The sequence below is a fragment of the Ruegeria marisflavi genome, assembly GCF_025673445.1.
Lineage (GTDB): Bacteria > Pseudomonadota > Alphaproteobacteria > Rhodobacterales > Rhodobacteraceae > Ruegeria_B > Ruegeria_B marisflavi.
The window spans coordinates 192097-214967 of sequence record NZ_JAOVQN010000003.1; the positions used below are offsets into that span (position 1 = coordinate 192097).

Consider the following 22871-nt stretch of genomic DNA (forward strand, 5'->3'; position numbering starts at 1 on the left):
TCCGGCGGGGATATTTGCAGCAAGAGGAAAGACCGGGGTCCGCTCTTTCATTTCGCCGCAAATACTCCGGAGCGCGAGGCAGAGCCTCGCATGCCCTCAGCCCCTGGCAGGCGCCGCCCGTTGCAGCATGCCGAACAGGTCGCGCGGGTCGTCGGGATCGGCCAGCAGGTCGAGCGCGTGATAAAGGCCGGTCTCCTGCAACTGGTCGCGCACGTAACGCAGGGCCGAGAAATCCTCGATGGCGAAGCCCACGCTGTCAAAGAGGGTGATCTGGCGGTCCGAGGTGCGGCCGGGCGCCTTGCCGGTGATCACCTGCCACATCTCGATCACCGGATGGTCCGGCGCCAGTTGCTGGATCTCGCCTTCGATCCGGGTTTGCGGCGGGTATTCGACGAAAATGTCCGAGCGGTGCAGGATCGCCTCGGCCAGTTCTGTCTTGCCCGGGCAGTCGCCGCCGATGGCGTTGATATGCACGCCGGAACCCACCATGTTGTCGGTCAGGATGGTGGCATATAGCTTGTCGGCGGTGCAGGTGGTCAGGATCTGGGCACCTTCGATCGCCTCTTCGGGGCTGGTACAGCTCACCACCTCGATCCCCTGTCCGGCCAGGTTGCGGGCGGCCTTGGCGGTAGCGGCGGGATCGGTATCGTAGAGACGTACGGATTTCAGGCCGCAGATCGCCTTCATCGCCAGGGTCTGGAACTCGGACTGGGCGCCATTGCCGATCATCGCCATCGTATGCGCGCCCTTGGGCGCGAGGTATTTGGCGACCAGGGCCGAGGTGGCAGCGGTGCGCAGCGCGGTCAGCATGGTCATCTCGCTCAGCAGCACCGGATAGCCGGTTTCGACCGCGGCCAGAAGGCCAAAGGCGGTGACGGTCTGAAGCCCCTCCTTGGTGTTCTTGGGGTGGCCGTTGACGTATTTGAAACCGTAAAGCTCGCCATCCGAGGTTGGCATCAGCTCGATCACGCCGACGGCCGAGTGGCTGGCCACGCGCGGGGTCTTGTCGAAGCTTTCCCAGCGGCGGAAGTCGGCCTCGATATAGGCGGCGATGCCGCGCATCATCTCTTCGACGCCGATATGGTGGATCAGGCGCATCATGTGGTCGACGGAAACGAAAGGGACAAGCGCCTTGTCGGACGGGGTGGTGGAAGAGAGGGTCATGCGGCGGTCCTTTGCGGGCGGCGTGTCAGGTGGATGCCGGCGATCATGCAGCGGACGGATCCGCCGGCGGTTTCTATGGTCGGGATCGCGAGCGGCAGCAATTGTGCCGAGCGTTCGATCACCGCGATCTGATCCGGGGTCAGCGCCCTGTGGGCGCGGGCCGACAGGGCCAGCAAGCGGCGATGACCGGTCAGTTCGATGGCGTTTCCGGCAAACTCGCCGATTTGCTCCGGCGTTAGGTCGATGACGGTACGCCCGGTTTCAGCCAGACGTTCGGCGACGGTACGGCGCCGCTCGGGATCCGGGATCATCGACAGGCAGATCAGCGCATAGTCGGTGCCGATCCCCATCAGCACATTGGTGTGATAAACCGGGCAACCCTGCGCATCGGCCGCGTCGAAACAGATGGGCTCGTAATTGAAATGGGCGCAGAACCGCTCCAGCAGCACCGGGTCTGCGCGGTGCGAACGGGCGACATAGGCGATGCGGCCGATATGGTCGAGCACCATGGCGCCTGTGCCTTCGAGCGCAAGCCCGTCCTGTTCCAGCCCGCTATAGTCGATCACGTCCGAGACGCGGTATTCGCGCTTCAACAGCTCGATCACGTCCGGGCGGCGTTCGCGGCGGCGGTTCTCTGTATACATCGGATAAAGCGCCACGTGGCCGCCGGCATGGGTGGAAAACCAGTTGTTGGGGAACACGCTGTCGGGCGTGTCCTGTGCGCCGGTGTCGTCGAACACATGCACCCGGACGCCCGCCGCGCGCAGGGTGGCGACGGCGGCGTCAAACTCGGCCAGGGCGCGCGGCGCGGTATCACCCGTGGCGCTGTCGGTCTGGAACGCGTTGTCGGCGCGGGTTTCCGGGTTGGAGCGGAACGCATGCGGGCGGATCATAACCACCGCCTGGGGGGCCTGGATCGTGGTCACGAAAAGCTCCGCGTCGGACGGTCGAAGACGCGGCGGCCGAGCGCCGAGGCGGCCAGATCGACCATCAGCTGGGCGGTGCGGCCACGTTCGTCGAGGAAGGGGTTGAGTTCGACCAGGTCGAGGGAGGTCATCAGACCACTGTCGCAGATCATCTCCATCACCAGATGACCCTCGCGGATGGTGGCGCCGCCGGGCACCGTGGTGCCGACGGCGGGTGCGATGGCGGGGTCGAGGAAATCGACGTCGAGCGAGACATGCAGCAGGCCGTTCGCGGCCGCGACGGTATCGAGGAAGGCCTGGAGCGGTTTTGCGATTCCGGTCTCGTCGATCTGGCGCATGTCGTGAAAGCGGATCTTGGTCTGTTGCAGCGCCTCGCGCTCGGCCCGGTCGACCGAGCGCAGGCCGAGGATGCAGATGTTGCGTTGCTTCACCGGGTTGGTGATCACCGGGAATCCGGCAAAGCCGCCGCGCCCGGTGACATAACCCAGGGGCGTGCCGTGCAGGTTGCCCGAGGCAGAGGTTTCCGGTGTGTGATAGTCGCTGTGGGCATCGAGCCAGAGCACGAATTGCGGACGACCGACACGGGCGGCATGGTTGGTCACGCCCGCCACGCTGCCGAGCGCGAGCGCGTGATCGCCGCCCAGAAAGATCGGCAAACCGCGCGGCATCGCCTGCTCGGCGGCGCGGATCAGGCGGTTGGTCCAGCCGATCGTGCGGTTGGGTTGATGTAGATGGGTTTCGTTCGGCTCGGGCGCGTGTTCGGCAGGCGAGAGGTTGCCGAGATCTTCGACGATATGGCCGAGATCGGAGAGCGCCTCGGCAAGACCGGCCGTGCGATACGCGTCGGGGCCCATCAGGCAACCGGTGCGGCGCTTGCCGCTGTCCACGGGGGCGCCGATCAGGATACAACGTTTGGGGGTCATCTGTTCGCTTTGGGTTTTTGCAGGGTCGCGCCAATTTCTGGTCGATTTGCGTTGAAACCAAGTGGGAAATTTGGTCATATCGTCGTTGGATTGATCAAATCGGACGCAAAGATGGACAAAACGGATGAACGCCTGATCGCCGCGCTGAGGCATGACGCGCGCGCGTCGCTGTCGGACCTGGCATTGCAGCTGGATCTGTCGCGCACCACGGTGCGGGCGCGGATCGAGCGGTTGGTGCAGCGGGGGGATATCCTGGGGTTTTCGGTGGTCCTGAAAGAGGATGTGCTGAACGATCCGGTGCGCGGGCTGATGATGATTGAGATCGAGGGGCGCGGCGCGGCGCGGGTGACACGGCAGTTGCAGGGGCTCAAGGAGGTGCGGGCGATCCACTCGACCAACGGGCGCTGGGATCTGATCGTGGAGCTGGGTACCGAGACGCTGGAGGATCTGGACATGGCGCTGGCCAAGATCCGGATGTTCGAAGGGGTGCAGGCGAGCGAGACGAACCTGCTGCTATCGACCAAGAAATCGACGTGAGGAAGGGGGCGCTGCCCCCGTCGCGCGGACGCGCGACTCCCCCGGAGTATTTCCCGCGAAATGAAGGGCTTGTGGGGAAGCGTCAGGCGCGGCGGGTTGCGGCCACGATCCAGATGAGCGCCAGCGCCAACGAGATCAGGCCGTTCCACCCGGCCATGGAGATGCCCAGCATCTGCCAGGGAATCTCGTCGCAGCGCACCAGTGGTGCGGTCATGATCTGTTCCATCAGCTGTTCGGCGCTGAGGCCGCCGATCGGACCGGAGGTGCAGGTTGTGGGGCCTTCCCACCAGCCCTGTTCGACCCCGGCGTGAAAGAAGCCGATGACGGAGGTGGTCAGCGCCGCGAGCGCCCCGGCCCAGGGCAGGAACCGCCAGCCGGCGGCCAGCGCCAGTGCGCCGATCAGCACCGCCGCGCCATGCGGATACCGCTGCCAGATGCACATCTTGCAGGGCGCCAGCCCGCCGATGTACTGGAAGCCCCAGGCGCCCAGGAGAAGTGCGGCGGACCCGCTGGCGGCCAGCAGGATCAGGGTTTTGCGGGACATTACAGATACCTCACCAGAAGAAAGCCGCCGATCAGCAGCGCCATGAACACGGTCAGCACAAGACCCAAGCGTTTTTCGATGAAATCGCGGACCGGGGCGCCGAATTTCCACAAGAGGGCAGCGACCAGGAAGAAGCGCAGCGCGCGCGCCAGAATCGAGGTGGCGATGAAGGTGCCGAGCGGCATGCCGGTCCAGCCCGACATGATGGTAATCACCTTGTAGGGGAAGGGGGTCACCCCTGCCGTCAGCACCGCCCAGAAGCCGAAATCGTTGAAACGGGTGTTGAACGCCTCCATCGCCTCGGCCTTGCCCATGGCCTGAAGGATCGGCGCGCCGATGCTCTCGTAAGAGAAGGCGCCGATGGCATAGCCCAGAAGCCCGCCCAGCACCGAGGCGACCAGTGCCACCAGCGCGATGGCCCATGCCCGCGAGGGGCGAGCCAGAATCATCGGAATCATCAAGAGATCGGGCGGGATGGGAAAGACCGAGCTTTCCAGAAAGGCGACCAGCGCCAGCGCCCACATCGCCTGTGGGTGATCGGCCAGAGCCATGGTTCTGTCGTAAAGTGATTTCAGCATTTCGCCCGCGTCCAAGCCTGCCCGGTTGCAAATCACGACCGCAAACCGGGGTCAACCGCATTGCCATGCGAAAGCGGGCAGTCGCCGCTTTTTCGCTCTGGACCTTCTCTGCGGCTGCGGATAATTCAGGGGCAGGTGGCCCAAGTGGCGGAATGGTAGACGCAGGGGATTCAAAATCCCCCGCCTTCACGGGCGTGAGAGTTCGAGTCTCTCCTTGGGCACCACTATGCCAGACAAAGATATTCGAGTGGCGCAGTATTGTGCAGAATGGGCTACCCTGTGCAGGACGCGCCCTTTGGTTGCTGGAACACAATACAAGGAACTAGCATTTCGCGAGTCCACAGGAGAATCTGATTCCTCTGGGTGCCGCATTCAAGCGGACGCATCTGCCAGGTTCAATGCGGGGTCCTTGCCGATCCTACCGATTTCCTCGGAGGATCGACAAGACAAGCGCCCCGAGAGTGACAAGTGAGCCGACGAGAGCTTACGCGGTCAGGCCATAATCAAACATGTAATTGTCGTATTGATAGTCGACGCCCCAATCCACGGTGTAGCCGAGGTCCTCGAGGACCGCGAGGCTGGTATCGGACAAGTAAGCCGTCTGCGGATTGTTCAAGTCGATCCAGCCGGTCATGAGCTCATAGGCGAAGTCACCGGAGAAGAACTCGTTTGAATTGGGTTCGGAAGGGGTATTCAGGGCTGATACCGCCAGATCGGTCTCCCAATGCCCACCAGCCGTGCCGGAGCCGCCACTGTTCTCGACCGCCAGCTTGGGCATACGTCCAGCGTCGCTGACGAATTCGGCTGAATAGGCGCTATTTGCCGCAGTGCCGGTATAGATTCCGCGACTGTTGACCAGATCATGGTTGTAAGGTGCCAAAAGGGCATTGCTTTGACCCCAAAGTGTGCCGACGCCGAGAACATGCATCATTTCATGCGTGGCGATAAGGGTGGCCTGGTCGACGGTCAGAGTATAATCGGTATCGATCGACATAGAGCCTGCAGCCGGCATCCAGCCGCTGGTCGTTCCCGCTGCTGCACCCCAGAAAGTCGTCGGCCCTGCCGAAGCGAGCACACCGTTGGTCGGGATATCCCCGATGTCCACCTGGATCCACAAGTCGTCCCAATAGACAGACCCGTTATTGATCAACGAGTCGGCCATGGCGGTGCCGTTGCTGTCGACTTCGACGAACAGCCCCTCGGAAATGAAACTGGTGAAGAAATCCGCCGAGTTCTCCAGCGCAGTCTGCCAGGTTTGCGCAAGTGAGGAGGACCAGTCGCCGACATATTCCAGGACGATATCAAACCCCGAGACCGCGTCGATCGTGGTGCCAACCCGTTCAGCGCCATCGCTGGAGAAATAGAAGTTGCCGCCGCTGGCACCCAGTTCTGCGGCAGTACCGGTATCGGCCAGCACCTGATCCGGGTTGTTTTCGGATACGGCTGGTTCCACTGGCGGGTCGACGGGCTTTCCACCGCCTTTACTGCCTCCGCCGCCACCACCGCCGCCACCCGATTTGCCGGCCGCCATCGTCGGGACAATTGCGTCGGTCGCCGTCAGGAACCCGCCGCCACTATCCGGAATAGCCCCAGCGTTGCCTTGATAAGAGGGCTGGACCAACTCGAACTCATCCAACGATGCGTCGAGTTCAATGGAAAACAGGTCCTCTTGCCAGTCTGGGAGGTTTGCAACGCTCGGAACATTCCCGGGAAACGAAGCAAAAGTGTCGCCGAGGATATCCTCAGCAACTTGATCGAGGATGTCCTGAATGTGGTTCGGGAACAGTATCGGGTTCATGCGTAGTCCCTCTTAAGAACAATACTTCCTTAAGAGACGTTAATGAAAGCAGCAAAAATATGGCTAAGATGTCATTTTTGGGTCAACAAACTGTTTCCTAGGGTTCGTTTTGATCGAACTTCCGTAATTGGTCTCAAGTGCGTCTCATATTCTGACACACAGTTTGGATAACGTGCTGGGCTTTTCAAATCCAACTTCCCGGAAACTGGCATTTCTGGGGGTTGAGGGGATTCCTGATTTTGGTCAGGGCGCGAACTGATTGGGGGTGTGCTTTTGAACAATTCGGTTTTACGGGAGGTAATGAATGACCTTGAGCTTGCCTCAATCACGCACCTAGAGAGTGAGAAATCGAAGGGCATTCGTGGCGCACCGATGTGAATTTCGGAAATTGCAGAAAACACCTGACAGCTTCAGTTTGGTTATGCAGGTGTTGGTATCGAAGCACAATTAAGATGGCGGAATAGTGATGGAGAATCCGGGGAAAAGAAAAAATTAAACCATTATGTTAATGGTTTATGGCGGAGAGACAGGGATTCGAACCCTGGGTGGGCTTGCACCCACAACGGTTTTCGAGACCGCCCCGTTCGACCACTCCGGCACCTCTCCGCGGGGGTCTGTGAGGGGGGGATTTAGTGAGGTTCACGGATGGGCGCAAGCAGAAAGTTCGAAGTTTCTTGCCGCCCCCGTTTTTCCGTTGCCGAGGCCTGGAAAACACTTAGGCTCAGGGGCATGAAACATCTGCGTCTTCTCAATTGGGTGCCGTTCGCGGCTGTGATCGTACTTCTTTCCTTGCCGGCGCGCCCTGGGCAGGCGGCTGACCGGGCCCGGATCGAGGCGTTTCTGGTGACCACCGGGTTCGATGTGGCGCTTGACTCGATCGCGCTGTCCTCGGCCTCGGCGCCGCAGATGCTGGGGCTGGATGCCGAAGCCTTTGGGCAACAGTGGCGCGATCTGGCTGAAGAAGTATTCGATACCGAAACAATGCGCAGCGACGCGCTCGATATCCTCGAGAAAACCCTGAGCGAGGAGGCCCTGGATCACGCGGTCGATTTCTACGCCAGCGATTTGGGGCAGCGGTTGGTGGTGGCCGAAAATGATTCCCATCTGGAAGATGACGACCTGAAGCAGGAAGCCGGCCAGGCAATCGTGTCTGAGCTTGTCCGGCATGGCTCGGGGCGACTGGAATGGCTGAAACGGATGAACCGAGCCATCGACTCGTCGGGGACTGCACTCAAGGCCTTGCAAGAGATCCAGTTGCGGTTCCTGCTGGCAGCCAGCGCCGCGGGCGTGATCGAGCTGGACATAGACACCGAGGACCTGCGCGCGCTCTTGCAGCGGAACGAGACCGAATTGCGCAATGCCCTGCAACTCTCGGCGCTTGCCGGGGCCGCCTTTACCTATCAGGCGTTTTCGGATGCCGAGGTGCAGAGCTATACCGAGGCACTGGAGGAGCCGCTGATGCAGGAGGTCTATGAGTTGCTGAACGCCGTGCAGTACCACATCATGGCCGACCGGTTCGAGCATCTCGCGGCGCGCATGGCCGGGCTTCAGCCGACACAGGATCTTTGATGCGGGTGCTTGCCGCGTCAGTTCTGAGCCTGGCGCTGGCCTGGCCCGCTTGGTCCAGCGAGGCCATCGACCGGCTGGCGATTGCGATGCGTCTGGATGAGGTGGTGGAGATCCTGCACGACGAAGGTCTGCGTTATGGCCAGACCCTCGATGAGGAAATGCTTGAAGGATCCGGCGGGCAGGTCTTTCTCAAGCAGGTAAAAGCGATCTACGATACGGACCGGATGACCGACACCTTGCGCGACGTACTGGCCGAGCGGCTGAGCGCCGAGGACATGGCGGCGGCCACGGTTTTCTTTGGCTCGGAGCTTGGGCAGACGATTCTCGAACTGGAAAACGCGGCCCGCCGCGCCTTTGCCGAACCTGAAATCGAGGAACTGGCGTTCGAGACCGCGCAGGAGATGGACAAGTCCCGAACGATGTACCGGCTGGTCGACGAGTACATCCGACTGAACGAGCTTGTCCAGCGCAACGTACGCGGCGCCATAAGTGCGGATTTTTACTTCTATCTGGGTCTGGCCGACGGGCAGGGCACGCCGCGCGACGACGAGGCGGTGTTGAGCGAACTGATCGGAAACAGTCATGAAACGGAGGCAGAGACACGCAAGTGGCTGTATGGCTTCTTGCTGTTCGCCTATTCGCCTTTGACCAATGCGCAGATGCAGGGGAACCTGGATTTCTCGGCCACCGGCGCCGGGCAAGCCGTCAACGATGCACTGTTTCAAGGGTTTGATCGGCTCTATGACGACATATCCTATGAGCTGGGGCGTGCGGTTGGTGTGGCCCTTGGGGCGATGGACCTTTAGCCCGCGTTTTCCGGTTGACAATTACCCGTCATCTGACGATAAGCCCGCATCCCGGCCGGAAATCCGCGCCGGGTTTCGTTATCGTTTGATCTGTCGTGAAACCGCAGATCGTCCAATCAGCCCGTGACAGGGCGCGCTGTTCGCAGGTGGCTTTCCGTAACGGGGCCAGAACGCCCGGGCAACCGGGGACCGAAGAACGCGGTGACAAGAAGGAAAGACGCATGTTTGCGGTCCTCAAGACTGGCGGCAAGCAGTACAAGGTTCAGGCGGGCGATGTGCTCCGCGTTGAAAAGCTGGCTGCCGACGCAGGTGAAAAAGTTCAATTCAACGAAGTGCTGATGCTGGGCGGCGACGCGCCGGTCGTGGGCGCTCCGCTGGTCGATGGCGCGGCCGTTCAGGCCGAGGTGATCGATCAGGTAAAGGGCGAAAAGCTGATCCATTTCGTCAAGCGCCGTCGTAAGCACAGCTCGCAGCGCACCAAGGGCCACCGTCAGAAGCTGACCCTGGTCAAGATCACCGAGATCCTGACCTCGGGCGCCGACAAGACTGGTGTCAAGGCTGCTACCGGCCAGGCCCCCAAAGGCTCCGCTGCTCCGGCCGCAGCTGTCGCAGGTTCGGACGATCTGACCAAGATCACCGGCGTGGGTCCCGCAGCCGCCAAGAAGCTGGTCGAAGCTGGCATCGTCAGTTTTGCCGCGCTGGCCGCCTTGTCGGAAGAGCAGATTGCTGCTATCGACGCGGTCAAAGTGAAACCCGAATGGGTTGAGCAGGCCAAAGAGCTGGCTCAGGGCTAAGGAGAGAAAGAATGGCACATAAAAAAGCTGGCGGTTCCTCCCGTAACGGTCGCGACTCCATCGGTCGCCGCCTTGGCGTCAAGAAATACGGCGGTGAAGCTGTCGATGCTGGCAACATCATCGTGCGTCAGCGCGGCACCAAGTTCTGGCCGGGCCAGGGTGTTGGCATGGGCAAGGATCACACCATCTTTGCAACCGTCGACGGCGCCGTGAAGTTCCACAAGGGCCTGAAACAGCGCACCTTCATTTCGGTCCTGCCGGTGGCGGAGGCCGCAGAGTAAGCCGAAACCCAGAAGGTTTAGAAAAAATTCATGGGGGACCGGCAAGGATTGCCGGTCCCCTTTCTCGTTCTTCACCGGAGTTTGATCGGACAGGATCATGGGCGTTGCCACGACCAGCTTTCTGATTTTTGCCGCCAGCCAGGTCGGCACGCCAGGGCCTGCCAACATGGCCCTGATGTCGGTCGGCGCGCGTTATGGCTTTGTGGCGGCCTTGCCCTTTGTGGCAGGTGTGGCTCTGGGCAAGCAGCTGGTGATCTGGCCGGTGGGCTTTGGTCTGATGGAGCTGGCCAACAGGGCGCCCTGGGTTTTTGAGGGGCTGAAATATCTTTGCGTGGCCTATGTTTGCTGGCTGGCCTGGAAAATCGCCAATCTGCGTCTGACGCCGCAGACCGGGGGCGACAACCCGCCGGGATTTCGCGCGGGCCTGCTGGTTCATCCGCTCAACCCAAAGGCCTGGGCCATGATTTTGGCGGGGTTTACCGGTTTTGTCGTCGCGGGAACGCCACATTTTCAAGCGACATTTACAATCGCTGGCATATTGCTGGCGTGCCAGGCGGTTTTCCACCCGATCTGGGCGTTTGCCGGCGACAGGATTGCCCATGTGGTTGCAGGACGGCCTGCCGAGAAATACCTGATGTGGACGCTGGCGGGGCTGACGGTTGCCTCTGTTGTTTTTGTTGTGTTCGGAGGAGGAGCACAGGAATGAAGCTTGATACGATCATAAATCAGCCTGTCATTGAAACCGACCGGTTCGATCTGCGCCCCTTGCGCAAATCGGACATGGGGCTGATCGAGTATTATGCCAGCGACGAACGTGTCGCGCGTATGACCACCTCGATCCCGCATCCTTTACCGCCCGGCATGACCGAGGCGTTTGTCGCGCGTGCGATGTCCGATGACCGGGGCGAGGATATCTGGGCTATGGACGCGACGCGCGACAACGGGCCCGAGTTGATCGGGGTGATCTCGCTCAAGAAGATGGACCGCAACCAATCCGAGGTTGGATACTGGGTTGCGCCGATCTACTGGAACACCGGTATCGCCTCGATGGCGGTGGAGGCGTTGGTAAATGCCAACCCGATGGACAACGCGACGATGTTCGCCAGCGTGTTCCAGGATAACCCGGCCTCAGCCAGGGTCTTGACCCATTGCGGGTTTCAGTATCTTGGAGACGCCGAGAGTTATTCGGTTGCGCGGGGCGCGACCGTACCCACCTGGACCTATAGCCGAAAGCTGTGACTTGAGCCGTACGCGGCCTTTGCAGTAGGGAGCAAATATGAAATTTCTCGATCTTGCAAAGGTCTACATTCGCTCGGGCGCGGGAGGCGGCGGTTGTGTCAGCTTTCGCCGGGAAAAGTTCGTCGAATTTGGCGGGCCCGATGGCGGTGATGGCGGCGATGGCGGCTCGGTCTGGGCCGAGGCGGTCGAAGGGCTGAACACGCTGATCGACTTTCGCTATCAGCAGCATTTCTTTGCCGACAACGGTCAGCCCGGCCGCGGCCAGCAGCGTTCGGGCAAGGATGGTAGTGACATCGTCCTGCGGGTGCCGGTTGGTACCGAAATCCTCGACGAGGATGAGGAGACCGTGCTCGCCGACCTGACCACCGTGGGTGAGCGGGTGCTGCTGGCGCGTGGCGGCAATGGTGGGTTCGGCAACCTGCATTTCAAATCCGCCACCAACCAGGCGCCGCGCCGTGCCAATCCGGGCCAACCGGGGGTGGATCGGACCATCTGGCTGCGGCTGAAGCTGATCGCTGACGTGGGCCTGCTGGGCATGCCCAATGCGGGCAAGTCGACCTTTCTGGCCTCGACCTCGAACGCGCGGCCCAAGATTGCCGACTATCCGTTCACCACGCTGCATCCCAATCTGGGGGTTGTGGGTGTCGACAACGTGGAATTTGTGATTGCCGACATCCCCGGCCTGATCGCGGGCGCGCACGAGGGGCGGGGGATCGGTGACCGGTTCCTGGGCCATGTCGAACGCTGCGCGGTGTTGTTGCATCTGGTCGATGGCACCTCGGGCGATCCGATCGAGGATTACCACACCATCATTCACGAGCTTGAAGCCTATGGCGGAGATCTGGCCGACAAGCCGCGTATCACCGTTCTGAACAAGATAGACGCGCTGGATGACGAGGAGCGTGCCTTTCTGGTTGAAGAGCTGGAAGAGGCCTCGGGCGGTCCGGTGATGATGATGTCAGGCGCCTCGCGTGAAGGGATCACCGATGTGTTGCGCGCTTTGCGCGCGCAGATTGACGCCGACCGTCTGCGCCACAAACCCGCCGAGGAGGAACAGACTTGGCAACCCTGACGGCAGCCCGGCGGCTGGTGGTCAAGATCGGGTCGGCCCTGTTGGTCGACCGCAAGACCGGTGATCTGCGGGCCGAGTGGCTGCGCTCGCTGGCACAGGATGTGGCCTGGCTCAAAGGGCAGGGCATGGATGTGATCCTGGTTTCGTCGGGGTCCATCGCATTGGGGCGCGGGGTACTGGGCCTGCCGCGTACGGCGTTGCCGCTGGAACAGTCGCAGGCCGCAGCCGCTGTTGGCCAGATCCGGCTGGCCCGCGCCTATGAGGAAGCGCTGGATCCGCACAAGATCACCACCGCGCAGGTGCTGGTCACGCTTGAAGACAGTGAGGACCGGCGCCGCTACCTGAACTCGCGCGCGACACTGGAAACCCTGCTGAGCCTTGGGGCGGTGCCCATCGTTAACGAGAATGATACTGTCGCCACCGACGAGATCCGCTATGGCGACAACGACCGGCTGGCGGCGCAGATTGCCGTGACGGTCGGGGCCGATCAGTTGATCCTGCTGTCGGATGTGGACGGGTTCTATACCGGTAATCCGAACGAAGACCCGAGCGCCACCCGGTTCGATGTGGTCGACCGCATCACGCCCGAGATCGTGGCAATGGCGGGCGACGCGGTTTCTGGTCTGTCCAAAGGTGGGATGAAGACCAAGCTGATGGCCGCGCAGATGGCCACGGCAGGCGGCTGCGCCATGGCGATTACTGAAGGATCGCCATTGAACCCACTGAAAATACTTGAGAATGGCGCGAATTGCACTTGGTTCACCGCAACGCTCGACCCGCAGGCGGCGCGCAAGCGCTGGATCGCCGCGATGAAACCGCGTGGAGAAATCACGGTCGATGCCGGGGCAGCGCGTGCGCTGGAAGGTGGCAAAAGCCTGTTGCCAGCCGGGGTGACGACGATTTCGGGTTCATTTGGGCGCGGTGATCCGGTGGCCATTCTGGGCCCGGACGGTCGGCGCCTGGGGCAGGGGCTTTGCCGCTATACCGGCGACGAGGCGCGGGCCATTCGTGGGCGTCAGTCCTCTGAGATTGAGGCAACGCTGGGCTATCCAGGCCGCGCCGCATTGATCCACCGGGACGACATGGCGCTTTGACCCGGAGACCGCAACGCTCTATCCATTGACCTGACCCAAGCCAGGGGACCGCCATGAAAGACATCGAAGACATCGCCGCCGTCATGACCGATATCGGCAAACGGGCAAAGGCCGCTGCGGCCGAGTTGGCCTTTGCGACAGCAGAACGCAAGCATGCCGCATTGATCGCCGCCGCCGATGCGGTTTGGGCTCGCCGGGCCGAGATCATCGCCGCCAATGCGCGTGATCTGGACTATGGCCGCGACAAGGGGCTGAGCCCGGCGATGATGGATCGGCTGAAACTGGACGAAGCGCGCATTCAGGGCATCGTCGATGGTCTGCGCACCGTGGCCGAACAGGCCGATCCGGTGGGCGAGGTTCTGGCGGAATGGGACATGCCCTCGGGCCTGCATATCCAGCGGGTACGCACGCCGTTGGGGGTGATCGGGGTGATCTATGAAAGCCGCCCCAATGTGACGGCGGACGCCGGCGCGCTGTGCCTGAAGTCGGGCAACGCGGTGATCTTGCGTGGTGGGTCCGAGAGTTTCCACTCTTCGGGCGCGATCCATGCCTGTCTGGTCGAGGGGCTGCGCGCCGCGAACCTGCCCGAGGATGCGATCCAGCTGGTGCCCACCCGCGACCGGGCGGCGGTGTCCGAGCTCTTGACCATGACCGATTATGTCGACGTGATCGTGCCGCGTGGCGGCAAGGGACTGGTGGGTCTGGTACAGCGCGAGGCGCGGGTGCCGGTCTTTGCCCATCTCGAAGGCATCGTGCATATCTATGTCGACAAGGACGCCGACCCTGAAAAGGCGCTGCGGGTGGTGATGAATGCCAAGACGCGCCGCACAGGGATTTGTGGCGCTGCTGAATGTCTGTTGATTCACAAGGATATAACGGACAGTCTTGGTGCTGATCTCGTGCGCGCGCTGATCGAGGCCGGGGTTGAGGTAAGGGCCGAAGGCCTGCCCGGATCCATCGCCGCAAGCGAGGCGGATTGGGGCAAGGAGTACCTCGACATGATCATCGCGGCCAAAGTGATCGAGGATGTGGACGCCGCCATCGCCCATATCCGCCAATATGGCTCGAACCATACCGATTGCGTGATCACCGAAAATGACGCGGTCGCTGCGCGTTTCTTTGAGCGGCTCGACAGCGCCATTCTGATGCACAACGCCTCGACCCAGTTTGCCGATGGCGGCGAATTCGGCATGGGCGCCGAGATCGGCATCGCCACCGGCAAGATGCATGCGCGTGGCCCTGTGGGGGCGGCGCAGTTGACCAGTTTCAAGTATCTGGTCCGTGGCGAAGGCACCGTCCGGGGCTGATCAAAACCTGATGATGACCTGGGACTCGGTGGTTTCCACGGTGATCCGCCGGCCGGTGTCGGCGGCAACAGCGGGCAGTAGGGCAAACTGAACCTGGGCCGGGGTGATCTGAACCAGCGCGGCCGGATTGCTCAGCCCTTCCCAAAGAGACGGATCGACGGCCAGTCTGCTGGCGGTTCCCGTCACCCGCCAGTTGGCCGAGGTCTCCTCGATCTTCACCTCGCCGCCAACGGGCATCGCGGTTTCGCAGCATTGCAGTGCCAGAAAGGCAAGCCGCGTTTCGCTGCGCAGCACCGGCTCAACGGGACACCATTCTGCCCGAATCCGGTTTCCACGATTGAGGTCATCGAAAATGGAAGCCACTTCGGCGCGACCGATCTTCTGCTCTCCTGCCGCCCCGTATGCGATGCGAAAGAACTTGATCCGCGCCTCGGCGCAATTGACGCTGTCCGAGATCAAATCCATCTCGGGCCCCTGAACGGCGCCGGTCATTTCGAGCAGTTCCAGGCCATTGGTAATTGCGCCGACCGGGCTGATCAGGTCATGGCAGATGCGCGAGCCGATCAGGCCAGCCAGGTTGACGCCGCTTTGGGCCATGCGATACCTCCGTCTTAGATCTTCACATGCTTGCCACACGGGGGCGCCCATGACCGATCTGAATGCCATTCTTGCACCGGGCATGTATGTACGCCACCCGAGTTACCCCGATTGGGGAATCGGCCAGGTGCAATCCAGCATCGCCGGAAAGATCACGGTTAACTTTCCCGATCAAGGAAAGGTGGTGATCGACGGTACACGCATCGCCTTGGTGCCCGTCTTTGATCTGTGATTTGCCTTACCGAAAGGTTAACGCCAAAGTTTCTGTTCGCTTTCGGTTGCCAACCTCGTCAGAGGCGCGGTATCTGCCCGCAACCGGGAAATCTGGAAGCAATCTCCGATGACTGATCGCGGATCAACATTCACCGTGAAAATTGCCGAAAACGAAGACGAAATCCGCGCGGCCCAGGCGTTGCGCTATGACGTGTTTGTGCGGGAACTGGGTGGCAGCGGCGCGATGGTCGACCATGATCGCGGCCTGGAGCAGGACAGATTCGACCCGTTTTTCGACCACATGCTGTGTATCGACAACAAGTCCGGTCAGGTTGTCGGCGTTTACCGACTGCTCCGGTCGGAACAGGCAGAGGCGGTCGGGCAGTTCTATTCCGAGGATGAATACGATCTTACGGCCCTCAAGACCTCGGGCCGCAAGCTGTTGGAGCTTGGGCGCTCCTGCGTCCACCGCAACTATCGTGGCGGCATGGCGATGTATAACCTCTGGAACGGGCTGGCAGCCTATGTGGCCAGACATGAAATCGAGATTCTTTTCGGGGTTGCAAGTTTCCATGGCACCAATCCCGAAACGTTGGCCGAACCGCTGTCTTTGCTGTACCACAGCCATCTTGCACCCGAAGAGCTTCGCGTTCGCGCGCAGCCGCAACATTTTGTCGAGATGAACCGGGTTCCGCCCGACCAACTGGACCGGCGGCGCGCAATGCTCGACGTCCCGGCATTGATTAAGGCATATCTGCGGCTTGGCGGATACGTGGGTGATGGCGCCTATGTCGACCAGGCATTCAATACCACCGACGTCTGTCTGATCCTGGACACCACGCGCCTGAACGAGCGCCAGCGCAAGATCTACTCCGGGGTTTAGCATGGAACCTCTGTGGAACAGCGATGAGCCACCCGAGGAGGTGAAAATCGGCCCGTTGGGATGGCTGCTGGCGCTGCTGCGCGGCCTGCCGCTGGCCCTGTTGGTGTTTGGCGGTCTTTTGGTGCTGCTCTGCGTGCGGCTGATCGAGCGGCCTTTGTGCGGCGTGCGCCGTCCCGTGACACCGTTCATTACCCAGTTCGTCTGTCGCAACGCGTTTCGTATCCTATGCATGGGCTTCTCTACCAGCGGAGAGCTGATGCGCCAGCACGGGGCGGTAGTGGCAAACCACAGCTCGTGGCTCGATATTTTTGCGCTGAACGCGCGCAAGCGGATCTATTTCGTCTCCAAGGCCGAGGTGGCGAGCTGGCCCGGCATCGGCTGGTTGGCGCGGGCGACCGGCACCGTGTTCATCGAGCGCAACCCCAAGAAGGCGCGCGAACAGACCGCGCTGTTCGAAGAGCGGCTGAAAGCCGGACACAAACTGTTGTTCTTTCCAGAAGGCACCTCGACCGACGGGCTTCGGGTCTTGCCGTTCAAGACCACGCTGTTTGCCGCCTTTTTCACACCTGAGCTGCGCGATTTCATGTATGTGCAGCCGGTTACGGTGGTATTCCATCCGCCCGAGGGACAATCAAACCGGTTCTATGGCTGGTGGGGCGACATGGAGTTCGGTCCGCATCTGCTAAAGACCCTGGCCGCCCGCAGACAGGGCCGGGTCGAGCTGATCTATCACGAGCCCGTCCGTGTCGCGGGTTTTGATAGCCGCAAGGCCTTGGCTGCCTATTGCGAGGCCGCCGTGCGCCACGCCCATGAACTGGCGCGACCCTGAGACAACGATATTGCCCCTTGCGCTTGCGGCGCTGCTGGCCTATACGCGCGCCATTCAAAACCCGCAGGCGGGGTTTTGGTCCGTTTGGGGGAGACATCCCCATCCGAACCGCCGGTTGGAGCATCCGCTTCTTCTCCCCCGCCAAGGCGTAAACCGGAAAAGGAAAATACCGCATGGCTCTTCCCGAGTTCTCCATGCGTCAGCTGCTGGAAGCTGGCGTTCACTTCGGCCACCAGACCCAACGTTGGAACCCGCGCATGGCACCGTTCATCTACGGCGCCCGCAATGGCATCCACATCGTCGACCTGACCCAGACCGTTCCGATGCTGGACCAGGCGCTGAAGGTCATCCGCGATACCGTCGCCAAGGGCGGCCGTATCCTGTTCGTCGGCACCAAGCGTCAGGCCGCAGGCCCGATCGCCGAAGCAGCCGAAAAGTCGGCACAGTATTACATGAACCACCGCTGGCTGGGCGGCACGCTGACCAACTGGAAAACCGTTTCGCAGTCGATCCAGCGTCTTCGTTCCATTGACGAAGCAATGGAAGGCGGCGCCGAAGGTCTGACCAAGAAAGAGCGTCTGGGCATGGAACGCGACCAGGGCAAACTGCAAGCCTCGCTGGGTGGTATCCGCGAGATGGGCGGCGTGCCGGACCTGCTGTTCGTCATCGACGTCAAGAAAGAAGCACTGGCCATCGCCGAAGCCAACAAGCTGGGCATTCCTGTTGTGGCCGTGGTTGACACCAACTGCTCGCCCGATGGCGTCGACTATATCATCCCCGGCAATGACGACGCGGCGCGCGCCATTGGCCTCTACTGCGACCTGGCCGCCCGCGCCGCGCTGGACGGCATGTCGGCACAGCTGGGCGCCGCTGGCGTCGACCTGGGCGCGCTGGAAGAAGCGCCTGTCGAAGAAGCACTGGCGGAAGACGCCGAGGCCTGATCGGTCTCCGTCATCTGTATGTCAAATGGGGCAGGGTATGACCTGCCCCAAATCCGATTCGATTTGAGGAGAGCCAAGATGGCAATCACAGCTGCACTCGTGAAAGAACTGCGCGACGCAACCGGCGCCGGCATGATGGACGCCAAGAAAGCACTGACTGAAACCGACGGCGATATGGAAGCCGCCATCGACTGGCTGCGCACCAAGGGCCTGGCAAAGGCCGCCAAGAAATCCGGCCGCACCGCTGCCGAAGGTCTGGTCGCCGTTGTCGTCGAAGGTGGCAAGGGCGTCGCCGTCGAAGTGAACGCCGAGACCGACTTTGTCGCCAAGAACGCCGAGTTCCAGGACATGGTTGGCCAGATCGCGGCCGCCGCTGTCAACGTTGCTGACCTTGACGCGCTGAACGGTGCCGATCTGGGTGGTAAGACCGTTGCCGACACGCTGACCGACAAGATCGCCAAGATCGGCGAAAACATGACCCTGCGCCGGATGGCCAAGATCGAAGGCGACACCGTTGTGACCTATGTCCACAACGCCGCCACCGCTGGCATGGGCAAGATCGGCGTTCTGGTCGCCATGAAAGGCGGCGACGAAGCCCTGGGCAAACAGGTTGCGATGCACATCGCCGCCGTGAACCCCGCCGCGCTGAGCGAAGCCGACATGGACCCGGCGGTCGTCGAGAAGGAAAAGCAGATCCAGATGGATATCGCCCGCGAATCCGGCAAGCCGGAGCAGGTGATCGAAAAGATGATCGAAGGCCGGATGAAGAAATTCGTCGCTGAATCGACCCTGCTGAGCCAGCAGTTCGTGGTGAACCCGGACCTGACCGTTGGGGCCGCAGCAGCGGAAGCTGGCGCGGAAATCACCGGTTTCGTTCGTCTGGAAGTTGGCGAAGGCATCGTGGTGGAAAAAGAAGACTTTGCTGCCGAAGTCGCCAAGGCGGCGCAGGGCTGATTGGTCTATGGCCACGTTCTCTGGACTTGGCCGACTGAAAAATGAAAAGACCGGTCGCGTTAAAATGCGGCCGGTTTTATGTTGGTTGATCGAGAAAAAGGTGAAACCGGATATCTCCTGTTTCACCTGAAAAGAAGAGGGGCCCCGGTCGATGGGGATGGATGGGGCCCCTCATGTTCTCCGACGGTGCTTGCCGATCAATAAACACCCGCCGCCGGACAGGTCAGAGAGCCTCTCGAATAAACGAGGATCTTTTCCCGATGTCCCCAGGCTAAAGCCACCACTCACGGAACAAGGTCATATTGCCCAACCCCTGTCGTGATCGAAAGTCGGGGATTCCTTACCTATGTTCAACTACGCAGAAAGTTTAGGGAGGATCCGGCGTGGTTATTGTGATTTTACGTGGAAAATCAAAAGGAAAAACAGCGCAACAGTCCGGTTTCTTCTTTAAATACGATGGCTGAGAAACGGGGCGAATGTCGCCTTAGGCTTCCATAATAAACATCTGATTATGCAAAGCGGCTTTTAAGACCGCCTGTGCCGTGGTTTCAACGGACAGAGCCTCTCGCGCCAATCGCAAATGCTTTTCCACCGTCGCCATGGTCAATCCCATCAAGATAGCGATGTCTTGTGTCGTTTTTCCGTCTCCAACCCATTGCAGCGCTTCGCGTTGCCGGCGTGTCAGGGACCGGTTCGGTGCCACATAGGGCAAGGTCATGATCTTGAGGTGAGCGACATTGTTCATCAGCAGAATGTCTTGTCCGTGTTCGGACCAAACCGCGTCGACCTCTTCCTGCCTTGTTCCTTTGGGTGCGCTCAGCGAGATCGCGCCCTTTGTCCGCGCCGAGACAGAGGTAAAGCTGACGGTGTAACCTGCGGTGACCCCATGTGCCGCATTGAAGTCATAGACACGCTGTTCCTGTGGGGTCATCGTTGCGCTGGACAGCATATCCGAGATCATCTTCCAGCTTCCCGCGCCTTCATTCTCCAGCGCCCAATGCAGCATGGGGGCGTGAAAGTAGAGACCGGAATGAAGGAACCCGTCGATATACGCTTTCTCGTGATTGGTGAGGATGACAAAATCTTCGGGATCGCCCAGCGACGTGGCGGTCCGGTAATTGGTATAGCCGTATAGCAGGCGGTCAAACCCGTACTCGGCCATCTGTTTGGTATGAGCATCCCAGAGCTCTTCCAGGGTTTTGACGTAGCTCAGGAACTCTAGATAGCTGCGTAGCTTCATCAAGTCCCTCCTTTGGAGAGATGAGCCTTGAGCGCGTCCAATGCCAGAATGTAACCCTGAGCACCGAATCCGCAGATTTGCCCCAAAGCGACCGGCGCGACATAGGATTTGTGGCGAAAGGTCTCTCGCGCGTGGATATTGGACAGGTGCACCTCGACCACAGGTAATTCGATCGAGGAAATAGCATCCATTAACGCGATCGAGGTATGGGTGTAGGCCCCGGCATTCAGAATGATCCCGCGCTTTTGACCCTTGGCTTCGTGAACCTGATCGATCAGCGCGCCCTCGTGGTTCGATTGGAAGCACGACACATCCAGCCCTAGGGTTTTGCCATGCGCGATACAGGCCTCTTCGACCATTGTCAGGGTTGTGGACCCATAGACCTCGGGTTGGCGTGTTCCCAAAAGATTCAGGTTCGGGCCGTTCAGGACCAGAATACTCATCATGTCAATTTCATCCCCATTCAGGAATCTCTTAAACGGGAATAGCGTGTTCTGTCCATAATCCTGTCACCCATATCGGTGAAAGGCCGCGTGTTCGGACAAAGTATTACCCCACTTTGTTAGTCGGCGAAGATGCTGAGGCCCAGCCAATCGGCCACCAACGCCGGGGTCTTCTCGCCCTCGATCTCGACTGTCAGCGCATGTTCGCGCAACAACTCGGTCGCCGATCGCTGACGAACGTCCTTTAGTACAAACCGCCCGCGCAGGCGGGATCCGGCAGGGACGGGGGCAAGAAACCTGAGCTTGTTGAAACCATAATTGATGCCCATGACCTGTCCGGGTTGTTCGGGCAGCACGTCATAGACGAAGCGGCTGGCCAGGGACAGGGTCAGAAACCCATGCGCGATTGTGCCGCCAAACGGGGTCTCTGCGGCGGCCCGCTCTGGGTTGACATGGATCCATTGGTCATCATGCGTCACCTCTGCAAAACGGTCGATCATGTCCTGATCGACAGTGATCCAGTTCGACACGCCGATTTCGGTGCCGGTTTTCTCCTGTTCGGTGGCAAGTGCCCGAGCGAGTGCTGACATATCTTTTTCTCAACGTCCCGTGAATACTGGCTTACGCTTTTCCATGAAGGCGCGTGCGCCTTCGGCGTGATCTTTGCTTTGCAGCGTCCGGATCATCCGGTCCGCCTCTATCTCCATGGATGTTTGCAGATTGGTCGCCCGCGCGCGATTGTGGTTTTCCTTCATGTAGCGCAGAGCCATTGGCGCAAATCCGGCAATTTCGGCGGCAAGGGTTTCGGCTGTTTGCTGCAACTCGGCAGCGGCAACAACCCGGTTGGCAAGCCCAAGCGACAGCGCATCCTCTGCGCCGATCCTGCGGTTGGTGAAATAAATCTCCTTGGCGCGCGATGGGCCAACCAACTGGTTGAGCAGCCAGGTACCGCCAAAATCCCCGGACAGTCCGATCCCGCCGAAGGCTGGTAGAAGAAAGGCGCTGTCAGCCATCACCCGCAGGTCACAGGCTAGCGCCAGAGACATTCCGGCCCCTGCCGCAGCACCGGGCAGGGCCGCGATTGTCGGCTTGCCAAGGTTGTAGAGGCGCAGTCCCACGGTTTCCTGGGCATGGCGCAATCGGCGGATCATAGCATCGGTATCGGGCGCAGCGCCGCCCGCTAGGGCGCCACCCATGCTGGCCACGTCTCCACCGGCGCAAAATGCGCCCGCCGCTCCGGTCAGGATCAAAACCCGCACCTCGGAATCGAGGTCGAGTACCAAGAACAATTCCGACAAGGCGTCGGTCATGTTGCCAGACATGGCGTTGCGCTTTTCCGGGTTGTTCAGAGTGATCGTGGCGACATGGTTTGACACCTCGCACTGAACCAACGTACTGCCCGTTTCGATTTTTCGTCGGGTCATTGCAATTCCTTTCCGTCTGGGGTCACCTTTGATGCAAAGCTGAGTATGAGGCGCGGATGACCAGGGAATATCGCCAATCTGTCTATATGCCGCCGCAGGGTGCGGCGGATCTTTTGCTGATCCGGCATGGAGAAAGCCGGGCCGCGCGACCGGGCGAGGCATTTCCCACGGTCGACGGGCATGGCGACCCGGAACTGCACCCCAATGGCGAAGCGCAGGCGCACGCCGTCGGCGAGCGGCTGAAATCCGAACCGCTGGAGGCGATCTATGTCACCACGTTGCGGCGTACTCACCAGACAGCCGCCCCGCTGGCGGCGCATTTGAACCTGCAACCGATTGTCGAGCCGGACCTTCGCGAGGTTTTCCTGGGCGACTGGGATACGGGCGAGTACCGGATCCGGGCCGCGCATGGCGACCCAGTGATCCGGAGAGTCCATGACATGCAGGAATGGGGCGAAATCCCCGGGGCCGAGACCACCGCGCAATTCCATGCGCGGGTGCGGTCGGGGCTGTTGCGCATCGCTGCGCGCCATGCCGACCAACGGGTCGCGGTGTTCGTGCATGGCGGCGTCATCGGCGCCGCGCTTGCCATGGCCTGTGGGGCACAGGCGTTTGCCTTCAACGGCGCGCATAACGGGTCCATCAGCCGCCTTGTGATACATGGCGAGCGGATGGCCGTCCGGGGGTTCAACGACATTTCGCATCTGGGGTGATC

Annotated in this window: 27 protein-coding genes and 2 tRNA genes; 17 read left to right on the plus strand and 12 right to left on the minus strand. The window is 60.9% G+C overall.

Features of this window, described 5'->3' with window-relative positions; genetic code table 11:
• Positions 1 to 96 precede the first annotated feature (96 nt).
• The 3 genes from OEZ49_RS04715 to rocF are packed head-to-tail and all read right to left on the minus strand — an operon-like array spanning position 97 to position 3013.
• The gene (locus OEZ49_RS04715) at positions 97 to 1164 is read right to left on the minus strand and encodes an ornithine cyclodeaminase (RefSeq protein ID WP_263387234.1); all 1068 of its coding nucleotides are present in this window, start codon (positions 1162 to 1164) and stop codon (positions 97 to 99) included.
• On the minus strand, positions 1161 to 2090 hold the full coding sequence (gene ctlX / locus OEZ49_RS04720; protein ID WP_263387235.1) for a citrulline utilization hydrolase CtlX: 930 nt from the start codon (positions 2088 to 2090) through the stop codon (positions 1161 to 1163). The genes OEZ49_RS04715 and ctlX overlap by 4 nt, the downstream gene beginning before the upstream one ends.
• The gene (rocF, locus tag OEZ49_RS04725; RefSeq protein ID WP_263387236.1) at positions 2087 to 3013 is read right to left on the minus strand and encodes an arginase; all 927 of its coding nucleotides are present in this window, start codon (positions 3011 to 3013) and stop codon (positions 2087 to 2089) included. The genes ctlX and rocF overlap by 4 nt, the downstream gene beginning before the upstream one ends.
• Positions 3014 to 3124: 111 nt before the next feature.
• Here rocF and OEZ49_RS04730 point away from each other — a divergent pair, with 111 nt between their 5' ends.
• Positions 3125 to 3550 (plus strand): Lrp/AsnC family transcriptional regulator, encoded by a 426-nt coding sequence (locus OEZ49_RS04730; protein WP_263387237.1) that lies wholly within the window; start codon positions 3125 to 3127, stop codon positions 3548 to 3550.
• A gap of 82 nt (positions 3551 to 3632) precedes the next feature.
• Here the strand turns inward: OEZ49_RS04730 and OEZ49_RS04735 are convergent, their stop codons facing one another.
• Together OEZ49_RS04735 and OEZ49_RS04740 are read right to left on the minus strand one after the other, a co-directional pair.
• Complete coding sequence (locus tag OEZ49_RS04735) at positions 3633 to 4094, minus strand: disulfide bond formation protein B (RefSeq protein WP_263387238.1); 462 nt, start codon at positions 4092 to 4094, stop codon at positions 3633 to 3635.
• Positions 4094 to 4672, minus strand: coding sequence for a YqaA family protein (locus OEZ49_RS04740; protein ID WP_263387239.1), 579 nt, complete (start codon positions 4670 to 4672; stop codon positions 4094 to 4096). The genes OEZ49_RS04735 and OEZ49_RS04740 overlap by 1 nt, the downstream gene beginning before the upstream one ends.
• Before the next feature lie 138 nt (positions 4673 to 4810).
• Between OEZ49_RS04740 and OEZ49_RS04745 the strand changes: the two genes are divergently transcribed.
• Positions 4811 to 4896, plus strand: a tRNA-Leu gene (locus OEZ49_RS04745).
• A 260-nt stretch (positions 4897 to 5156) separates the two neighbouring features.
• Here the strand turns inward: OEZ49_RS04745 and OEZ49_RS04750 are convergent.
• Entirely contained in the window at positions 5157 to 6470 is a 1314-nt protein-coding gene (locus OEZ49_RS04750; RefSeq protein ID WP_263387240.1) for a M8 family metallopeptidase, read from the minus strand.
• Between the two features lie 516 nt (positions 6471 to 6986).
• A tRNA-Ser gene (locus OEZ49_RS04755) sits at positions 6987 to 7076 on the minus strand.
• Between the two features lie 123 nt (positions 7077 to 7199).
• Here OEZ49_RS04755 and OEZ49_RS04760 point away from each other — a divergent pair.
• The 9 genes from OEZ49_RS04760 to OEZ49_RS04800 all read left to right on the plus strand — a co-directional run bounded on the left by OEZ49_RS04760 (position 7200) and on the right by OEZ49_RS04800 (position 14632).
• Positions 7200 to 8039: a DUF2059 domain-containing protein gene (locus tag OEZ49_RS04760; protein ID WP_263387241.1), complete on the plus strand. Its 840-nt coding sequence runs from the start codon at positions 7200 to 7202 to the stop codon at positions 8037 to 8039.
• Entirely contained in the window at positions 8039 to 8845 is an 807-nt protein-coding gene (locus OEZ49_RS04765) for a DUF2059 domain-containing protein (RefSeq protein ID WP_263387242.1), read from the plus strand. Before OEZ49_RS04760 ends, OEZ49_RS04765 begins: the two co-directional genes overlap by 1 nt.
• 221 nt (positions 8846 to 9066) lie before the next feature.
• Positions 9067 to 9639, plus strand: coding sequence for a 50S ribosomal protein L21 (rplU, locus tag OEZ49_RS04770; RefSeq protein WP_263387243.1), 573 nt, complete (start codon positions 9067 to 9069; stop codon positions 9637 to 9639).
• An 11-nt stretch (positions 9640 to 9650) separates the two neighbouring features.
• Positions 9651 to 9920, plus strand: a complete 270-nt coding sequence (gene rpmA, locus OEZ49_RS04775) for a 50S ribosomal protein L27 (RefSeq protein WP_164127779.1) — start codon at positions 9651 to 9653, stop codon at positions 9918 to 9920.
• 97 nt (positions 9921 to 10017) lie between these two features.
• Positions 10018 to 10626: a LysE family translocator gene (locus OEZ49_RS04780; RefSeq protein ID WP_263387244.1), complete on the plus strand. Its 609-nt coding sequence runs from the start codon at positions 10018 to 10020 to the stop codon at positions 10624 to 10626.
• Complete coding sequence (locus OEZ49_RS04785) at positions 10623 to 11159, plus strand: GNAT family N-acetyltransferase (RefSeq protein ID WP_263387245.1); 537 nt, start codon at positions 10623 to 10625, stop codon at positions 11157 to 11159. Before OEZ49_RS04780 ends, OEZ49_RS04785 begins: the two co-directional genes overlap by 4 nt.
• Positions 11160 to 11196: 37 nt before the next feature.
• Positions 11197 to 12231, plus strand: coding sequence for a GTPase ObgE (obgE, locus tag OEZ49_RS04790; RefSeq protein WP_263387246.1), 1035 nt, complete (start codon positions 11197 to 11199; stop codon positions 12229 to 12231).
• Positions 12219 to 13325, plus strand: coding sequence for a glutamate 5-kinase (gene proB, locus OEZ49_RS04795; RefSeq protein WP_263387247.1), 1107 nt, complete (start codon positions 12219 to 12221; stop codon positions 13323 to 13325). The genes obgE and proB overlap by 13 nt, the downstream gene beginning before the upstream one ends.
• A gap of 53 nt (positions 13326 to 13378) precedes the next feature.
• Positions 13379 to 14632, plus strand: a complete 1254-nt coding sequence (locus tag OEZ49_RS04800) for a glutamate-5-semialdehyde dehydrogenase (RefSeq protein ID WP_263387248.1) — start codon at positions 13379 to 13381, stop codon at positions 14630 to 14632.
• Here the strand turns inward: OEZ49_RS04800 and OEZ49_RS04805 are convergent, their stop codons facing one another.
• Positions 14633 to 15229, minus strand: coding sequence for a histidine phosphotransferase family protein (locus OEZ49_RS04805; RefSeq protein WP_263387249.1), 597 nt, complete (start codon positions 15227 to 15229; stop codon positions 14633 to 14635).
• Between the two features lie 49 nt (positions 15230 to 15278).
• On the opposite strand from OEZ49_RS04805, the gene OEZ49_RS04810 reads away from it, so the two are divergent.
• The 5 genes from OEZ49_RS04810 (at position 15279) to tsf (ending at position 19049) form a co-directional block, all read left to right on the plus strand.
• Positions 15279 to 15461 (plus strand): DUF3553 domain-containing protein, encoded by a 183-nt coding sequence (locus OEZ49_RS04810; RefSeq protein WP_164127794.1) that lies wholly within the window; start codon positions 15279 to 15281, stop codon positions 15459 to 15461.
• Between the two features lie 108 nt (positions 15462 to 15569).
• On the plus strand, positions 15570 to 16325 hold the full coding sequence (locus OEZ49_RS04815) for a GNAT family N-acetyltransferase (protein WP_263387251.1): 756 nt from the start codon (positions 15570 to 15572) through the stop codon (positions 16323 to 16325).
• A gap of 1 nt (position 16326) precedes the next feature.
• Positions 16327 to 17154 (plus strand): lysophospholipid acyltransferase family protein, encoded by an 828-nt coding sequence (locus OEZ49_RS04820; RefSeq protein WP_263387252.1) that lies wholly within the window; start codon positions 16327 to 16329, stop codon positions 17152 to 17154.
• A gap of 173 nt (positions 17155 to 17327) precedes the next feature.
• On the plus strand, positions 17328 to 18095 hold the full coding sequence (gene rpsB / locus OEZ49_RS04825) for a 30S ribosomal protein S2 (protein ID WP_263387253.1): 768 nt from the start codon (positions 17328 to 17330) through the stop codon (positions 18093 to 18095).
• Positions 18096 to 18173: 78 nt separating this feature from the next.
• Positions 18174 to 19049 carry a translation elongation factor Ts gene (gene tsf / locus OEZ49_RS04830; protein WP_263387254.1) on the plus strand — a complete coding sequence of 292 codons (876 nt, stop codon included), beginning with the start codon at positions 18174 to 18176 and terminating at the stop codon, positions 19047 to 19049.
• A gap of 484 nt (positions 19050 to 19533) precedes the next feature.
• Here tsf and OEZ49_RS04835 read toward each other — a convergent pair whose 3' ends face one another.
• From OEZ49_RS04835 to OEZ49_RS04850, 4 genes are all read right to left on the minus strand, one after another.
• Positions 19534 to 20289 carry a LuxR family transcriptional regulator gene (locus OEZ49_RS04835; RefSeq protein ID WP_263387255.1) on the minus strand — a complete coding sequence of 252 codons (756 nt, stop codon included), beginning with the start codon at positions 20287 to 20289 and terminating at the stop codon, positions 19534 to 19536.
• Positions 20289 to 20735 carry a type II 3-dehydroquinate dehydratase gene (gene aroQ / locus OEZ49_RS04840; protein ID WP_263387256.1) on the minus strand — a complete coding sequence of 149 codons (447 nt, stop codon included), beginning with the start codon at positions 20733 to 20735 and terminating at the stop codon, positions 20289 to 20291. The genes OEZ49_RS04835 and aroQ overlap by 1 nt, the downstream gene beginning before the upstream one ends.
• A 116-nt stretch (positions 20736 to 20851) precedes the next feature.
• Entirely contained in the window at positions 20852 to 21322 is a 471-nt protein-coding gene (locus OEZ49_RS04845; RefSeq protein WP_263387257.1) for a MaoC family dehydratase, read from the minus strand.
• 9 nt (positions 21323 to 21331) lie between these two features.
• The gene (locus tag OEZ49_RS04850; protein ID WP_263387258.1) at positions 21332 to 22156 is read right to left on the minus strand and encodes an enoyl-CoA hydratase-related protein; all 825 of its coding nucleotides are present in this window, start codon (positions 22154 to 22156) and stop codon (positions 21332 to 21334) included.
• Positions 22157 to 22212: 56 nt separating this feature from the next.
• On the opposite strand from OEZ49_RS04850, the gene OEZ49_RS04855 reads away from it, so the two are divergent.
• Positions 22213 to 22869 (plus strand): histidine phosphatase family protein, encoded by a 657-nt coding sequence (locus tag OEZ49_RS04855; RefSeq protein ID WP_263387259.1) that lies wholly within the window; start codon positions 22213 to 22215, stop codon positions 22867 to 22869.
• Positions 22870 to 22871 lie beyond the last annotated feature (2 nt).

Coding starts and splice junctions, on each gene's coding strand:
- OEZ49_RS04715 (WP_263387234.1), bottom strand. CDS start 1,164: ATGACCCTCTCTTCCACCACCCCGTCCGACAAGGCGCTTGTCCCTTTC.
- rocF (WP_263387236.1), bottom strand. CDS start 3,013: ATGACCCCCAAACGTTGTATCCTGATCGGCGCCCCCGTGGACAGCGGC.
- OEZ49_RS04730 (WP_263387237.1), top strand. CDS start 3,125: ATGGACAAAACGGATGAACGCCTGATCGCCGCGCTGAGGCATGACGCG.
- OEZ49_RS04735 (WP_263387238.1), bottom strand. CDS start 4,094: ATGTCCCGCAAAACCCTGATCCTGCTGGCCGCCAGCGGGTCCGCCGCA.
- OEZ49_RS04740 (WP_263387239.1), bottom strand. CDS start 4,672: ATGCTGAAATCACTTTACGACAGAACCATGGCTCTGGCCGATCACCCA.
- OEZ49_RS04750 (WP_263387240.1), bottom strand. CDS start 6,470: ATGAACCCGATACTGTTCCCGAACCACATTCAGGACATCCTCGATCAA.
- OEZ49_RS04760 (WP_263387241.1), top strand. CDS start 7,200: ATGAAACATCTGCGTCTTCTCAATTGGGTGCCGTTCGCGGCTGTGATC.
- OEZ49_RS04765 (WP_263387242.1), top strand. CDS start 8,039: ATGCGGGTGCTTGCCGCGTCAGTTCTGAGCCTGGCGCTGGCCTGGCCC.
- rplU (WP_263387243.1), top strand. CDS start 9,067: ATGTTTGCGGTCCTCAAGACTGGCGGCAAGCAGTACAAGGTTCAGGCG.
- rpmA (WP_164127779.1), top strand. CDS start 9,651: ATGGCACATAAAAAAGCTGGCGGTTCCTCCCGTAACGGTCGCGACTCC.
- OEZ49_RS04780 (WP_263387244.1), top strand. CDS start 10,018: ATGGGCGTTGCCACGACCAGCTTTCTGATTTTTGCCGCCAGCCAGGTC.
- OEZ49_RS04785 (WP_263387245.1), top strand. CDS start 10,623: ATGAAGCTTGATACGATCATAAATCAGCCTGTCATTGAAACCGACCGG.
- obgE (WP_263387246.1), top strand. CDS start 11,197: ATGAAATTTCTCGATCTTGCAAAGGTCTACATTCGCTCGGGCGCGGGA.
- OEZ49_RS04800 (WP_263387248.1), top strand. CDS start 13,379: ATGAAAGACATCGAAGACATCGCCGCCGTCATGACCGATATCGGCAAA.
- OEZ49_RS04805 (WP_263387249.1), bottom strand. CDS start 15,229: ATGGCCCAAAGCGGCGTCAACCTGGCTGGCCTGATCGGCTCGCGCATC.
- OEZ49_RS04810 (WP_164127794.1), top strand. CDS start 15,279: ATGACCGATCTGAATGCCATTCTTGCACCGGGCATGTATGTACGCCAC.
- OEZ49_RS04815 (WP_263387251.1), top strand. CDS start 15,570: ATGACTGATCGCGGATCAACATTCACCGTGAAAATTGCCGAAAACGAA.
- OEZ49_RS04820 (WP_263387252.1), top strand. CDS start 16,327: ATGGAACCTCTGTGGAACAGCGATGAGCCACCCGAGGAGGTGAAAATC.
- rpsB (WP_263387253.1), top strand. CDS start 17,328: ATGGCTCTTCCCGAGTTCTCCATGCGTCAGCTGCTGGAAGCTGGCGTT.
- tsf (WP_263387254.1), top strand. CDS start 18,174: ATGGCAATCACAGCTGCACTCGTGAAAGAACTGCGCGACGCAACCGGC.
- OEZ49_RS04835 (WP_263387255.1), bottom strand. CDS start 20,289: ATGAAGCTACGCAGCTATCTAGAGTTCCTGAGCTACGTCAAAACCCTG.
- aroQ (WP_263387256.1), bottom strand. CDS start 20,735: ATGATGAGTATTCTGGTCCTGAACGGCCCGAACCTGAATCTTTTGGGA.
- OEZ49_RS04845 (WP_263387257.1), bottom strand. CDS start 21,322: ATGTCAGCACTCGCTCGGGCACTTGCCACCGAACAGGAGAAAACCGGC.
- OEZ49_RS04850 (WP_263387258.1), bottom strand. CDS start 22,156: ATGACCCGACGAAAAATCGAAACGGGCAGTACGTTGGTTCAGTGCGAG.
- OEZ49_RS04855 (WP_263387259.1), top strand. CDS start 22,213: ATGACCAGGGAATATCGCCAATCTGTCTATATGCCGCCGCAGGGTGCG.